The organism is Reyranella sp. CPCC 100927 (assembly GCF_007859315.1).
In the GTDB taxonomy this organism is placed as follows: domain Bacteria; phylum Pseudomonadota; class Alphaproteobacteria; order Reyranellales; family Reyranellaceae; genus Vineibacter.
Genome location: NZ_VOHA01000002.1, coordinates 113,959 through 127,494, shown reverse-complemented (window position 1 = coordinate 127,494; position 13,536 = coordinate 113,959). Strand labels below are relative to the sequence as shown.

Here is a 13,536-nt window from a genome sequence, read left to right as displayed (position 1 = left end):
CAGCATTGGCGCACAGTGCAGGCTGTTGCCTCGCGTCTCACCAAGGGGTCAGAGGTCCGATTATGAGGGCATGGTGGGCAAAGTCCGTCATTCTCGCCGCGGTGGCGGCGCTGTCGTGCGCACGAACCGCCTCGGCCGACGAACGGCAGTGGATCGGGACCGCCAACGTGGGCAGTGTCGTGCTGGCCTATGGAACGCCCGACTCCGATGACATGGCGATCAGCTTCTCCTGCGATCCGGCCACGAAGGCGCTCACGGTTTCCGTTATCGTCGAACCAGCGGACGCGAAGGATGGCATGCGCGTCGACGTGGTCCTCGCCTCGGAGAGCGGACAGGTCGTGCTGAACGCCACGGGGGAGCGCCTGGCGATGGACGATTCGTTCATGCTGCACGCGACGACGAGACTGGATCCATCGCTGCGGCGGATCCTCACCGAAGGCCGCACGCTCACGATCCGCGTACCGGGCAGCACGGACAGGATTCCCCTGGCCGGCGCCAGGGAGCAGGCGCAGAAACTGATCGATGCCTGCGCCTGATCGGGGCAGTGGTCAGCGGCGCCGGCGCTAGGGCACCAGCACCGCACGGCCCATGATGACGCCCTTGCGCAGGTCCTGAAGGGCGGCATCAGCGTCATCGAGCTTGCGGGTGGTGAGCGGCACCGGCGTCACCTTGCCGGCGCGCACCAGCGCCATCATCTCGGCCATCTCGGCGGGGCTGCCGGTCACCGAGCCGATGAACTGGGCGCCGGTGAAGGCGAACATCGGCAGCGGCGTGGAGAAGGTGCCGCCGAACAGGCCGACGATGATCAGCCGGCCGCCGCGCGCCAACACGCGCTGGCCGAACTGGGCGGTCGACTCGGCGCCGACGAAGTCCAGCGCCGCGCCGACGCCGGTCCCGCCGGTCAGCGCCATCACCTGCTTGCGTGCATCGGCATCGCGCGGGTCGATGGCGGCGCAGGCACCCTGCTGCAGGGCAAGCTCGCGCTTCTTGGGATCGATGTCGGCCACGATGGGATCGCGGCCCAGCACGACGCGCGCGAACTGCACGCCCATGAGGCCAACGCCACCGGCGCCGATCACCAGCACCGGCTTGCCGCCGTCATTGCCCTGTGCCTTCTTCACCGCACCGAAGGCGGTGATGCCGGAGCAGGCATAGAGACAGGCAAGCTCGGTCGGCACGCCAGTGTAGTCGAACAGGTACTTGGCGTGCGGCACCAGCACGTGGTCGGCGTAGCCGCCGTCGGCATTGACGCCCAGCGCCTGCGGCGTCGCGCAGAGATGCTCGATGCCCGTCGTGCAGTACCAGCACTTGCCGCAACCGATCCAGGGATAGACCACCGCCTTTTGGCCGACCGTGGCACCTTTGGTGTCGGGACCCAGCGCCGCCACTTCGCCCACGATCTCGTGGCCCATGGTGCGCGGCGGGTTCATCGTCTTCTGGGTGGAGTATTTGTTGCCGCCACCCATGTCGAAGTAGCCCTCCCACAGATGCACGTCGCTGTGGCAGACGCCGGCGGCGGTGATGCGGACCAGGACCTGGCTGCCGGTGGGTGTCGGCGTCGCTTCCTCGACGCGCTGCAGCGGCTTGCCGAATTCAACGACCTTGTAGCTTTTCATGGGCGCACTTCCTCCACCGGGCTTCGATCGGGGCGAAGTGTAGGAGAGGCGTCGGGCGCTGCGCCACCCTGTTGTTCCGCTCGCATCGCGACGCGGATTTGGGCTCTGCCCGCTGGTCAAAAAATGAGGGCGCCGCGAGCGCTCGCGACGCCCTCCACGACGACCCGGGCTGGTGGGGGGAGATGGACCCGGGCCGTCTTCGCGCGCCGATGCAGCCGGCGCGGTGGGGGCTCCCGGCGCAACCCGCCGGGAGGGATGGTGGTGATGTCCTGCGGCCGACGGGCCGCAGCCTGGGTGGTTACTCGGCGGCCTGCAGGGCCGGGCGGCTCGCCGCCGGGCCGGCGATCGGCACGACGCGCGGCTTCTTCTCCTCCGGCACCTCACGCACGAGGTCGATGTGGAGCAGGCCGTTCTCCAGCGCCGCGCCCGTCACCCGCACGTGGTCGGCGAGCTCGAAGCGGCGGTCGAACGCACGGGTCGCGATACCGCGATGCAGGTAGCTGCCGTTACCGTTGCCGTTGGTGTCGCGGTCGACGATCTTGCCGGAGACGCGCAGCGCGTTCTCCTGCTGGACGACCTCGATATCCTTGTCCGTGAAACCAGCCACGGCCAGCGTAATGCGGTAGCCGCTGTCGCCGGACTTCTCGATGTTGTAGGGCGGATAACCGTTGCCGGCGCTCTCGTTGGACACGGTGTCCAGGAGCTGGAAGACCCGGTCAAAACCGACGGTCGAACGGAACAACGGCGAAAAATCGAAAGCACGCATGGGTTACACCCTCCTGTGAGCGATGCATCTGGTGGCCCCTTGTGGCGGGCCGGGTATCGCCGCCCCTGATGGGCATCGGCGACAGCTATGAGATGGGGTCGCTGCGGGCGGGTTCAAGTGCCCCTATCACTCCGGGAAGAAGCGGGCGATGGTCCAGTCGAAGGCCGGTGTGAAGCCGATGGCAGTGTAGGTGCGGATCGACGACGGGTTGTCCTTCATGGCCGTCAGGCAGGCCCGCTGCACGCCGTCCCGGGCCACATCGCGCAGCGTGGCGGCGACGGCGCATTGCGCGTAGCCGCGGCCGCGCAGTTCGGGCGGCGTGTAGACGGCGCCGATGTTGACCTCGTCGTCGAGGCTGGCCGTGATGGCGCAATAGGACACCGGCTTGTCCTCGACAGTGGCGATCGTATCGCGCCGCTCGTCGTGGACGGCACGGACCCATTGCCGGGCCTTGAGATCGGCCTCGGGTGAGCGAGGGTCGCTGAACACCTCGTCGTTGAACGCAGCGTGCCATTCGCCCAGCAGCGCCAATTCCTCGCCCATCGGCGGGCGGGCGTCGACTTGCCGGGTCTCCAGCGATGGCGGCACGCGCAGCTGCGCCACGGCCAGGTTCATGACGACAGCATCGTGGCGGCTCTGCAGGGAGCGATCGCGCACCAGGCCATGCAGAAGCCCGTGCTCGATTTGATCCGTCGGCCCGCACATCATCGTCGGTTGCCGTGGCGCCGCGGCCGCCAGCATGTCGAGGATCTCGTGGATGTGGGCTGGCGTCTGCAGAAGGCAGACGCCGCTGCTGAGCAGCACCGCCACCGAGGTGACGGTGCCGTCGTCCCTCACCGTGCCGACCCAGGTGCCGTCGTTGCGCTTGCCGTCATCCTCCATGCCGCCCTTGGCCAGGTTGGACCGCAGGAAGACGTGGGTGTCCGGGCGCCTGTTCAAAAACGCCGCCAGCGCCTCGCGATGCTCCTCGCGCAGCACGCGCACGGTGACCTCGGCCATGATGCTCCCCTCCGACTCGCCCCACAGGTATCTATATATACGGCGGAGGGGGCCTGCATCTTCCTTATGCGGCGTTCCTCAGGGTCACCGGCGGATCGGCTTCGGTGGGCGTCATGATGTCGGCCTGGCCGGCCTCGGACGGTCCGCCCATGACCTGGTGCGTGGCGCCCAGGATCAGGTTGGCGAAGATGTTGCCGTGCATCTGCACGTCAAGCGCATCCCGGGTCAGCCGCTCGATGCTGCCGTTGGCCCAGCCCAAGTAGACCTGCATGGCATCGGCCGGTGTCGCGCTGGTCCACATGCTGCATGCGGCTTTCAGTGCGGCGTGGGTGCCTTCGTGGCGGCGGCGAAACCAGGTGTGGTTCATGCGCTCCATGTGATCGAGCAGTCGGTCCTGAAAATCCCAGAAGGCCTCGCTCTGGCGGCGCAGGCCATCGCGCACGTGCTCGCTCTGGCGATCGATGGTCATGGCGTTCCTCGCTGTCTTGGTGTCAGGAAACGCGACTCAACGCGAACCTTAGATCTATTACAGCGCACGTCCACGACAAGAGTTTGACATGCCGCCGCAGCGGCAAGCGGTCACCCTGATGTCAGCCGCTTGCGCATCCGGATCCAGGTCGGCTCGGGATACCCGTCGTGGGCATGGCGCGATACTTCAGCGAAGCCGTGGTGCACGAAAAGACGCTGGTTCTCCGGCAGCGCGATGCGCACCCCCAGCACGATGCCGGCGCAGGCGCGCCGCCGGGCTTCGTCCTCGACGAAGCGGATCAGGGCGCCGGCGATGCCGTGCCCGCGCTGTGCCTGGGGCACGGCGAGGCGGCCGAAATAAAGATCATCAGCCTCCGGCTTGAACAGCACGGTGCCGGCGATTGCGGATGCACGGCCGGTGCCGTCGACGCACAATGCGACGGCACCGCCGCCGGGCGGTGCCAGTTGCGGCGCGATTGTCTCGGCGGTTTCCTTGAGCGCGCTGGGCCCCGGTTTCAATCGGCCCAGGTACGGTGCGAACGCGGCGTTGATCATGCCGGCGATGTCGGCGGCATCGGCGGCCGTCGCGGGGCGGATGATGATGGTCTCAGTCACGGCCGCCACCATCGACATATTGCGTCGTGCCGACGCGGGAAATGGTGACGTGATGGGCGTGGCGGCCGGCGGCCATCGCCAGGCGCCGCGTCTCATGGACCGGCATGTCGCCATCGATCAAGGCTTCGCTCAGTACACGGCCATCGCATCCCGTGGCGGACAGTCCCAGCAGGTGCAGGACCGTGGGCGTTACGTCGATGATGCCAGCCGGGCAAGGCGAGACGAAACCGGTGCGGAACGCCGCGCCGGCGGCCAGCAGCATGTTGTTCATCTCGCGCGGATGCAGGCCGCCATGGTTGCCGCCTGCTGGCGGCAGGTTGCTGTCGTGCAGGCCGCCGCCCGCCCAGCCGCCGTCGCCTGGTGCATCATCGTGCGCCAGGGTGAACACCAGATCGGCAGTCCGCCCACTGCCGAGGCCCAGCAGCCCGCGGTTGTGCGTACCGGCAATGGCACCGGCCGTGGCGTCCGGTCCATCGCTGAACAACGCACCGCACCAGGGTTGCTCGGCGAGCCAGTCGACGACGGCGCGCGACAGTCCGTTGTCGCGGCGGCGAAGGGTCAACGCCGCGGCCGAGCCCGGCACCAGCCCCAGGTCGGCGGGGCCGTCGGCCTGGGTGTCGACTGAAAAGCCGCCCGATGTCATCGCTGTTGCGAGATCGATGCGGTCCCGATTGGTGATATGCCCGTGGTCCGACACCACGAAGATCGCGCGCCGATCGCGATCGGGTGCGCGCTGCCAGGCATCGATGATGCGTCCGAAAGCGGCGTCGACACCGAGCAACGCCGCCACCGTCTCGGGCGATCCGATGCCGCGGTAGTGATAGGTATAGTCAGGATCGGTGAACCACAGGATCGCGACGTCGGGATCCAGCGTCGGCAGAACGTAGTCGAGCAGGATCGTGGTTGCGTGATCGATGCGGGGCGTCTGCGGCGTCGCTGTCGCCGGTGGCGGTCCGAAGCGCCGTTCAATCTCGGCCCAGGCATCGGCAGGCGTGCTGTGCAGTGGCCCGTGCACCGACCAGCGGAACTGGCCCAGCGCCTCGGCGCGGTGATGCACCAGCCAGCCGGACCCGGTCGAGCCTGTCGACACGGCGGCCAGCGTCCGGCCGGCTGCGGCCAAGCGCTCGCCCAGCGACGGCACCTGGATCAGGCCGCCGGTAAAGACGGCGTCGGCAGCCAGCAGGTCCTCGCGCTCCGATGTGCGGATCCAGCGGTCGGGAAAAACGGCGGCGGCATGGAACTGATTGCCGACGACGCCATGTCGGCCGGCCGTGCAGCCGGTGGCCAGTGCCGCGGCATTGACGCGCGTCTCGCTGGGAAAGACGCACCGGCTCTTCGGGAAGCGGCTGTAGGCGGACTGGAAGGCGTGCAGGTGCGGCATCAGCGCCGGAGTCACCATATCCGGCCGCAGCCCGTCGAACACGACAATCAGGCTTCTGGTGTCAGTCACCCGCGCTTCCTCCGCCATACGATGCGCAACTATGGGCGAGGCGACCGGTGCGCTGCAATGATCGCGCCATGAATGTTGTATGACGTCCGGCGGCCGCTATGCTGGCGCAGCATCGGGAGGAAGCCATGGCATTGATCACCTATCTCACCCGCATCCAGTTCGACTTCGGTGCGATCAAGCAGCTCGACGCCGAGCTGCAGCTGCTGGGCATGCGCCGGCCGCTGGTGATCACGGACAAGGGCGTCATCGCCGCCGGCATCTGGGACAAAGTGAAGGCTCAGCTGCCCGGCAACATGCCGGTGACGGTCTATGACGGCACGCCGGAGAACCCGACCGAGGCCGCCATGCGCGATGCGCTGGCGCTCTACAAGGACCAGGGCTGCGACGGCATCATCGCCATCGGTGGTGGCTCGCCGATGGACCTCGCCAAGGCGGTCGGCCTGATGGCGACGCATCCTGGCGACTCGCTGCAGCCCTACGCCATGGTCGAGGGCGGCATGACCAGGATCACGCCCAAAGTGGCGCCCATCGTTGCCATCCCGACCACGTCGGGCACCGGCAGCGAGGTGAGCCGCGGCGGCGTCATCATCATGGACAGCGGCCGCAAGCTCGCCATCGGCAGTCCCAACCTGATCCCGCGGCTGGCGCTGGTCGATCCCGAGCTGACCCTGGGCCTGCCGCCGCATCTCACCGCCGGTACCGGCATGGATGCCATCGCGCATTGCATGGAAACGTTCATGGCGCCCTCCATCAACCCGCCGGCCGAGGCGATCGCGCTGGACGGTCTCGACAAGGCGTGGCGTCACCTCGAGCGCGCGGTGAAGGACGGCGGTGACCGAGAGGCGCGCTGGAACCTGGCGATGGCAGCGATGGAAGGCGCGATGTGCTTCCAGAAGGGGCTGGGTGCCGTGCACGCGCTGTCGCATCCCACCGGCGCGCTGAAAGGCCTGCGCTTGCATCACGGCACGCTCAACGCCGTCTATATGCCGGCGGTGATCCGTTTCAACGCGCCTGTCGTGGGCGACAAGATCGCGCGCATGGCCCAGGTGATCGGTTTGCCCGAGCGCGAGGCAACGGCCGAGGGCCTCGCCGATGCGGTGTCGGCGATGAATGCGCGCATCGGTATTCCGACGGGATTGAAGGCGATGGGCGTGTCGGACAGCGTCTTCTCCGCTGTCGCCGACGGTGCTCTCGGTGATCACTGCCACGCGACGACACCCCGGCAGCCGACCAAGGCGGAATATGTCGGGCTGATGGAAGCGTCCTACGGGGCGTGACATTGCCTTGCGCGAATTGCGCGAAAGCGGAAAGGGCCCGCAGGCGTCCCCGGGGACAAAACGCCCTCTCCCAAACGCGTGACAACAATGACAACAATCACAACAATTCGCCGTTGTGCCGCGCCGCCGCGCCACGGTGGGACGATAGGACGCGTGCGGCACTGCCCTGGACATCGGGCGACTCCAACGACAGCGACCTCGGCATCACCCATCGATGCTGATCGATGAGCGCATATTGGGATCGGCCGACCAGGCAACAAGCGGAACAAAAATAAACATTCGTCCTGGCTAGTACCATCTATCGCTCGAATGTGAGTAGCGATCGTCATCCCGAGCGCAGCGAGGGATCTTCTGCAAGTGACGCACGGGTGCGCCGCATCGAAAGATCCCTCGCTGCGCTCGGGATGACAGCTGATTCCAGGTACTAGGCGTGCTCAGCTGTAGGAATAGACGGCCCGGCCCGTTTCGTCGGATGGCTTGATATAGCGGCGCAGGTTTTCGTCGAGCGCGCGACGGAGCCCGCCGTTATCGCGGATCCGGTCCAATATCCGTGCATTTCCGGCTTCCGCCTTCCGGCATACCTCTGCCTCGTCGGCAACAAGACGGCCGCCCGATTTGACGACCTTGCCGCCGACAAGGACGGTTGCCAGGGTGTCGATGCCGCACTGAAGAAGCAGCGTTGCTTCCGGTTGCGACCGATCCCATCCTGCGGTCGTGATCCCCCGCATGTCATGCAGAAGAATATCCGCCTGCTTGCCGGGCGTGAGTGAGCCGATCATGTGATCCAGGCCCAGTGCCTGGGCGCCGTTCAGGGTCCCCCACGTCAACGCCTGTGCAGCGCTCAATGACACGCCCGATGAGAGTACGCCGGTTTTATCAGCGGTTTGCGCCCAGCGCTGGGCCTGCAGCAGCAGGCGCAACTGGAAGCGAAGATCAGCGCTGTTGTTCGAAATAATATCGATGCCGACGGAGGGGTTGATTCCATGTGTCATGGTCTGGCCGATGACGGGCCAACCCATGTTCATTTGCATTTCCGTTTCGGGCGTTATGGATACATGGCAACCGCAATCCGCAACCTGCCGCCATTCCGCTGCCGTGGCGCTATTCATATGAACCAGCACGGTGTCCGGACCAAGCAATCCCGCGTCGATGGCACGGCCGGCGTCAACGTTCGGGGTGCCTGTGATGGCGTTGCGCGTGCTGTTGGCGTGCCAGAACAGCCTGGCATTCACCGTTCGCGCGCTCTCGAACTGGGCACGCCCCGACTCGATATCCGGCCAAAACCCTGACTCCTCGGGGCATACGCCGAGTGTGACGAGGGCATTGCGGTCGGTGAAGTGATCACGTGCCGTTCGAACGAGATAATCCGCACGAGCCCGGAAGTCAGGGAAGGCGGGATTGGACAGCGGCGGCTGATTGAACCCATAGCACCAGACGATCCGAGCCCCGGAGTCCTTTACACCTCTGATGCTTTCCTCGACGTGGTCGGGCGAGTTGAGGTTGTGGCAGTAGTCCGCCGTGGTCGTGACGCCCGCGTGAAGGGCCTGCAACGCGCCGCTCAGCTGTGCCACGTACATGTCCTCGGGCGAGTAGAGGCGGGCGATGAACATGCGAATGCCCGCCAGATAGTCGCCCAACGACCAGTCCGTCGTGATGCCGCGGATGATGCTTTGCCAGATATGGTGATGTGTATCGACGAAGCCGGGTGATGCGATGTGTCCGGCGGCATCGATGATTTCCGCATCAGCGGCGTCGATCCCGCGGCCGATGGCGGCAATGCGGCCGTCGTCGATCAGTATGTCCGCACCATCGATGTTTCCGACGGCGGGATCGACCGACACCACGAACGCGTTCCGGATGAGTTTTTTCACGGCAGGTCTCCTGTCAACCTAGTGCCGGCTATCGGTGAAAGGTGAGGCGGAACTGTCATCCCGAGCGCAGCGAGGGATCTTTTGATGCAGGCGCACCCGTGCATCACTTGCAGAAGATCCCTCGCTGCGCTCCGGATGACAGCTGTATCCGTGATTCCGAATACTAGTCGTCACCGTGAATGACGGCGCCAAATTGTTGCCAGGACTCGCCATTGAAGCGCTGCAGGCGCACGGACTGGATGGGATAGAAATCGGTTGGGCTGGTGTTCAGCGTGATCCCCGGGAGTACCAGGGGGATCGCGACGTCGCGCATGCTGACGGCCTGCTTCATCAGGTTCGCGCGAGTCAGCAGATCACCACAACGCGTCAGGCAATGGTGCATCGTCGCCGCGCCGGCGTAGGCGTAGACGTTGTAGTACTCCGCCGGATTGGCGTCCGGCAGGTATTTCGCCATCCATGCTTTCCAGGCGATGAAATCGGGTGCGTTCGCCCATTCATTGTCCGTGGGATCCTTGAGGAAGGCGGCCGTGACGATGTCCTTGCTGTTGTCCAGGCCCGCCGGCTTGAGCACGGCAGCGATCGACGCGGAGATGACGGCGAGATACTGGGCCGGCTTCCAGCCGATCTCGGCAGCTTTGCGGATTGCCTGTGCGGCGGCCTTGGGTGTTGCAAGATTCACGAAGACCGTGGCGCCGGCGCTCTTGAGCTGAATGATATGAGTCTCGATCGTGGGATCGGATATTTCGTAGCTTACGGACGCGACCACCATTTTTTCGTTGTTTTTGCCGAGGGCCTTCATGAAGCCGCGCGTGTAGTCTTTCCCCGAGTCGTCGTTCTGCCACAGGATGCCGATCTTGCCGTCTCGGTGATTTGCCAGGATGTGTTTCGCGTAGACGCCGCCTTCGGTCACGTAGTTGGGCTGCCAACCCATGGTCCAGGGATACTGTGCGTGGTCGCCGAATTTCGAATCGCCGGATGCCACAAAAAGCTGGGGTACCTTCTTCCCGTTCAGATACCGGCGGGCGGCGGTGTTGGGCGCCGTGCCCAGCAACATGAAGATCGCAAAGACGCGGTCCTCCTCGACGAGCTTACGCACCATTTCGACCGTCTTCGGCGGCGAGTAGGCGTCGTCGTAGCTGATGAATGTCACCTTGCGGCCGTTGATGCCGCCCTGGTCGTTGACCATGGTCCAATAGGCGGCAACGGCCTTGCCGGTCACGCCATAGGCCGAGGCCGGGCCGCTGTAGGGCATGGTGTTGCCGAGCTTGATTTCCCGATCGCTGACACCCGGGTCGTACCTGCTGTCTGCCCGAAGTATGGTGGGTGTCCAGGCCGCGGCTGCGGTGCCGCCGATAAGAAGATGCCGTCGTTTCAGCTGTCGCATCGCATCCTCCCTCGTTAGCGGTCTGGGTCGATGAGCACGAAGGCCATGCGCGCCGGTTGCGAGGATCGATTGGCCCAGGCGTGCATTGTTCCCCGCTGCACGAGCACATCGCCCGCGTTCATCTCGAGCTCCCCAGTCTCCATGATCGCGATGATCGTTCCCGCCAGCACCAGTGCGTAGTCCACTGTCGGTGTCTCGTGCATGCCGGGATGGGCACTCTTGTCGGAGCCGTGTTGCGCATCCCCATACAGGTCACGGAAAGTCGCTTTGAGAGCTGCGTCCCGTGCCGCGCCGTCCGCCGGCTCTGCGGGGAAATCAATGATCCGAAGCACGGTGCCGCCTTTGGGCGGCAACAACCCCGCGATCTGCGCGGTGGCTTCCGGCGCGTCGACCTGGGAGCCGGGCGTCGTGCACCATATGTTGGTGACTCTGTATCCCGGCCGGTCGGCGACGAGTTTCACGGCGCGCGATGGTCCATCCTCGACGAAGCAAGATCGTCCTTGCGCATCGGTGCCGGTAACCAGTCGGCGAATGGGTTTCGTCAAATCCTGCACCGCTGGCTCCCTCGTCATGCTTGCCGGCAAAGGTAGGTGCATGCGCTTTCGATGTCAAACAGATGTTTGAAACAAGTGTTTTATATAGCGCACCGCACCACCCTTGTTGTGACTGGGCTGGGAGGGGCTACAATGTCGATCTTCGACAGGGGTGAACGTAAAGGTATGACGTCTGTTGCTGCTGCCGGCGATGCTGCGGCTCGTGAGCGAATTGTCGAGACGGCGATCGAACTGTTCGCGGCAAAAGGGATCGACAACGTGTCCGTTCGCGAGCTGACGGGGCACGCCAAAGTCAATGTCGGCGCCATCAACTACTATTTTGGAAGCAAGGCGAAGCTTGCCGAGCTCGTTTTCGAGCAGTTGGCGATTCGAATTTCCAAGCGCCGTATCGACGACCTTGAGCGTGTTTTGCGCGATGCGGCAGGGCGATCAGCCCGACCTGACCTCGCCAGTGTCGTTCGGGCTTTCATTCGCCCGTATGTCGATCCGGCGATGAAGACCGAAGGCGCGTTGCTGGCGCAGCTTATTTTGCAGCACCGCCTTCGACCGACATCGACGACAATGCGCTTGATCAAAAAACATTTCGATCCTCTCGCGCAACGATTTGTCGGCGCCCTGGCGCAGTGCTGTCCCGAAATTCCGCGGCCGGAATTCTACTGGCGCTATACCTTCATGGTGAGCACGGTTGTCCTCACCGTGAGCGATCTTTCACCACGTCATCGGCTTGTTCGTCTCTCCGCCGGAACCGCCGATCCGTCCGATGCTGCAGCAACCGAAGAAGCCCTGGTTCGCTATCTGGTCGGCGCCATGAGCGCGCCGGCACAATCCACGCCGGTGGTGCCCTAGAAGGCGAAGCCTTCGCCTGTTTGGGCCACGGCTCACCGCACCCGTTGCGAGCGTGCGAAAGCCTTGCGCAGGTGCTGCGCCAGTTCGCTGGCGCCGCGATGAGCGCCTGACGACGCCGGCAGGTACAGGTTGATGGCGAAGGGCGGCAGCGCGGGCAGGGCTGAATCGACACCGAGCACGGCGAGATCCGCAGGCACCGTTGAGGCGAGCCATGCGGTCACGGCGAGATCCATGCGCACGGTCGCGATCGTGGCATCGATGTTGCCGTTGTCGAAGACGGTGCGCCATTCCACGCCGTGCTGGCGCAGGGCGGCGAAGATCGCCGGTCGAAAGGCACAGGTGTCGCTGATCACCGACACTGGCAAGGGACGCTTCAGGTAGGTAGAGCCACCCTGGCAGCCGACCCAGACCAGCCGCTCGACGGCCAGGCATTCGCCGCTCGAGGGCCCAGCCGGTTCTTCGAGCACCGCCAGATCGATCGCGCCGGCGGCCAGGGCGGCGGTCAGTTCCGGCGAAGCGGCGCAGACCAGCGTGATGTTCACCTGCGGATGGCTGTGGGCGAACGCCTTCAAGGCGGGCGGCAGATAGGTGCCCACCAGGTCATACGGCACGCCCAACCGGATCTCGCCGGTGATGTCCGATGTGGTCATCGCCGTCCAGATGTCGTCGTTCAGACTTAGCAGCTGCCGGGCCCGACCGAGCAGGCGTTCGCCGTCATTGGTCAGCCTCAGGCCGCGCCGGTCGCGCGTGAACAGGACGCTATCGAACATCTCTTCCAGGCGCCGGATCTGTTGGCTGACCGCGCCTTGCGTGAGGTGCAGCGCATTGGCTGCGGCAGTCATGCTGGTCATGTCTGCAGTCGTCACGAAGGTGCGCAGCAGTCCGGTATCGATATTGCGAGCCATCACGTTCATTAGGATAGCTAATGTCAAATATTATGAAGATTGCCTTTTATAATGCAATGCCGCACGGCAAAGCCGAGCACGATGCTGGAAACCGTTCTCTCGTTGGCACTCTTCGCGTTCGTCGCCACGGCAACCCCCGGCGGGGCGACGACGCTGGCCACGGCATCGGGTGTCCGCTTCGGCTTCCGCCGCAGTGTGCCGTTGCTGGTCGGTATCGCGGCGGGCCTGGCCGCACTCGCCGGTTTGGCCGCTGTCGGCCTGGCGGCGGCGCTGCAGGCGGCGCCTGCGCTTCAATCGATCATGAAGGTGATCGGGACGGTTTATCTGCTCTGGCTGGCCTGGAAGATCGCCAGCAGCGGGCCGCCCCCTGTGGGTTCGCACGACGGTGCCGCGCCGACATCGTTCTGGGGTGGCCTTCTGCTGCTGTGGCTCAACCCGAAAGCGTGGGCGATGGCCCTGGCGGCGGCGACCTCGTTCGCCACCGTGGCATCGGACCCGGTACGGCGGGCCATCGTCCTGGCGCTGACGTTCGGCCTGGCGGCTTCTTTGTCGCTGACCGCATGGTGTCTCGGCGGATCGCTGCTGTCGCGCGTGCTGCGCACGGCGGGACAGTGGCGGGCGGTCAACGTCATATTGAGCCTGTTGCTCGTGGCTTCGATCATCCCGATGTGGATGTCATGAGGCGTCGGTCAGAGTCCGCCGGCGCGGCGGATCGGGTCAGTATCCTGGCGTTTCCGGCATCCGCCCGTCGGCAAATGCCGGCGGCCTCGGCAACGCCCTTGGCG

At 65.2% G+C, this 13,536-nt stretch carries 14 protein-coding genes; 4 read left to right on the top strand and 10 right to left on the bottom strand.

The window, feature by feature from the left end; all coding sequences use genetic code 11:
* Nucleotides 1-62 precede the first annotated feature (62 nt).
* Nucleotides 63-536 (top strand): hypothetical protein, encoded by a 474-nt coding sequence (locus FQU96_RS06735; protein WP_146540109.1) that lies wholly within the window; start codon nucleotides 63-65, stop codon nucleotides 534-536.
* Between the two features lie 27 nt (nucleotides 537-563).
* Here FQU96_RS06735 and FQU96_RS06730 read toward each other — a convergent pair whose 3' ends face one another.
* The 6 genes from FQU96_RS06730 to FQU96_RS06705 all read right to left on the bottom strand — a co-directional run bounded on the left by FQU96_RS06730 (nucleotide 564) and on the right by FQU96_RS06705 (nucleotide 5,914).
* Nucleotides 564-1,616 carry an alcohol dehydrogenase gene (locus FQU96_RS06730; protein ID WP_146540108.1) on the bottom strand — a complete coding sequence of 351 codons (1,053 nt, stop codon included), beginning with the start codon at nucleotides 1,614-1,616 and terminating at the stop codon, nucleotides 564-566.
* Nucleotides 1,617-1,914: 298 nt separating this feature from the next.
* On the bottom strand, nucleotides 1,915-2,382 hold the full coding sequence (locus FQU96_RS06725) for an Hsp20 family protein (RefSeq protein ID WP_146540107.1): 468 nt from the start codon (nucleotides 2,380-2,382) through the stop codon (nucleotides 1,915-1,917).
* 126 nt (nucleotides 2,383-2,508) lie between these two features.
* A complete protein-coding gene (locus tag FQU96_RS06720; protein ID WP_146540106.1) occupies nucleotides 2,509-3,381 on the bottom strand; it encodes a GNAT family N-acetyltransferase in 873 nt (290 codons plus the stop codon).
* A 64-nt stretch (nucleotides 3,382-3,445) separates the two neighbouring features.
* Entirely contained in the window at nucleotides 3,446-3,850 is a 405-nt protein-coding gene (locus FQU96_RS06715) for a hypothetical protein (RefSeq protein ID WP_146540105.1), read from the bottom strand.
* A 110-nt stretch (nucleotides 3,851-3,960) separates the two neighbouring features.
* The gene (locus FQU96_RS06710; protein WP_178130352.1) at nucleotides 3,961-4,464 is read right to left on the bottom strand and encodes a GNAT family N-acetyltransferase; all 504 of its coding nucleotides are present in this window, start codon (nucleotides 4,462-4,464) and stop codon (nucleotides 3,961-3,963) included.
* A complete protein-coding gene (locus FQU96_RS06705) occupies nucleotides 4,457-5,914 on the bottom strand; it encodes an alkaline phosphatase family protein (protein WP_178130351.1) in 1,458 nt (485 codons plus the stop codon). Before FQU96_RS06705 ends, FQU96_RS06710 begins: the two co-directional genes overlap by 8 nt.
* 125 nt (nucleotides 5,915-6,039) lie before the next feature.
* Here FQU96_RS06705 and FQU96_RS06700 point away from each other — a divergent pair, with 125 nt between their 5' ends.
* Entirely contained in the window at nucleotides 6,040-7,191 is a 1,152-nt protein-coding gene (locus FQU96_RS06700; protein ID WP_146540102.1) for an iron-containing alcohol dehydrogenase, read from the top strand.
* Between the two features lie 434 nt (nucleotides 7,192-7,625).
* On the opposite strand, the gene FQU96_RS06695 is transcribed toward FQU96_RS06700, so the two are convergent.
* The 3 genes from FQU96_RS06695 to FQU96_RS06685 all read right to left on the bottom strand — a co-directional run bounded on the left by FQU96_RS06695 (nucleotide 7,626) and on the right by FQU96_RS06685 (nucleotide 11,000).
* Nucleotides 7,626-9,062, bottom strand: a complete 1,437-nt coding sequence (locus FQU96_RS06695) for an amidohydrolase family protein (RefSeq protein ID WP_146540101.1) — start codon at nucleotides 9,060-9,062, stop codon at nucleotides 7,626-7,628.
* 163 nt (nucleotides 9,063-9,225) lie between these two features.
* On the bottom strand, nucleotides 9,226-10,446 hold the full coding sequence (locus FQU96_RS06690) for an ABC transporter substrate-binding protein (protein WP_146540100.1): 1,221 nt from the start codon (nucleotides 10,444-10,446) through the stop codon (nucleotides 9,226-9,228).
* Between the two features lie 14 nt (nucleotides 10,447-10,460).
* Nucleotides 10,461-11,000 (bottom strand): cupin domain-containing protein, encoded by a 540-nt coding sequence (locus FQU96_RS06685; RefSeq protein WP_218574632.1) that lies wholly within the window; start codon nucleotides 10,998-11,000, stop codon nucleotides 10,461-10,463.
* A gap of 132 nt (nucleotides 11,001-11,132) precedes the next feature.
* Here FQU96_RS06685 and FQU96_RS06680 point away from each other — a divergent pair, with 132 nt between their 5' ends.
* Entirely contained in the window at nucleotides 11,133-11,846 is a 714-nt protein-coding gene (locus tag FQU96_RS06680) for a TetR/AcrR family transcriptional regulator (protein ID WP_178130350.1), read from the top strand.
* Between the two features lie 32 nt (nucleotides 11,847-11,878).
* Here the strand turns inward: FQU96_RS06680 and FQU96_RS06675 are convergent, their stop codons facing one another.
* A complete protein-coding gene (locus FQU96_RS06675; RefSeq protein ID WP_146540097.1) occupies nucleotides 11,879-12,751 on the bottom strand; it encodes a LysR substrate-binding domain-containing protein in 873 nt (290 codons plus the stop codon).
* 81 nt (nucleotides 12,752-12,832) lie between these two features.
* On the opposite strand from FQU96_RS06675, the gene FQU96_RS06670 reads away from it, so the two are divergent.
* Complete coding sequence (locus tag FQU96_RS06670) at nucleotides 12,833-13,432, top strand: LysE family translocator (protein ID WP_146540096.1); 600 nt, start codon at nucleotides 12,833-12,835, stop codon at nucleotides 13,430-13,432.
* Nucleotides 13,433-13,536 lie beyond the last annotated feature (104 nt).

Coding starts and splice junctions, on each gene's coding strand:
- FQU96_RS06735 (WP_146540109.1), top strand. CDS start 63: ATGAGGGCATGGTGGGCAAAGTCCGTCATTCTCGCCGCGGTGGCGGCG.
- FQU96_RS06730 (WP_146540108.1), bottom strand. CDS start 1,616: ATGAAAAGCTACAAGGTCGTTGAATTCGGCAAGCCGCTGCAGCGCGTC.
- FQU96_RS06725 (WP_146540107.1), bottom strand. CDS start 2,382: ATGCGTGCTTTCGATTTTTCGCCGTTGTTCCGTTCGACCGTCGGTTTT.
- FQU96_RS06720 (WP_146540106.1), bottom strand. CDS start 3,381: ATGGCCGAGGTCACCGTGCGCGTGCTGCGCGAGGAGCATCGCGAGGCG.
- FQU96_RS06715 (WP_146540105.1), bottom strand. CDS start 3,850: ATGACCATCGATCGCCAGAGCGAGCACGTGCGCGATGGCCTGCGCCGC.
- FQU96_RS06700 (WP_146540102.1), top strand. CDS start 6,040: ATGGCATTGATCACCTATCTCACCCGCATCCAGTTCGACTTCGGTGCG.
- FQU96_RS06690 (WP_146540100.1), bottom strand. CDS start 10,446: ATGCGACAGCTGAAACGACGGCATCTTCTTATCGGCGGCACCGCAGCC.
- FQU96_RS06680 (WP_178130350.1), top strand. CDS start 11,133: ATGTCGATCTTCGACAGGGGTGAACGTAAAGGTATGACGTCTGTTGCT.
- FQU96_RS06675 (WP_146540097.1), bottom strand. CDS start 12,751: ATGGCTCGCAATATCGATACCGGACTGCTGCGCACCTTCGTGACGACT.
- FQU96_RS06670 (WP_146540096.1), top strand. CDS start 12,833: ATGCTGGAAACCGTTCTCTCGTTGGCACTCTTCGCGTTCGTCGCCACG.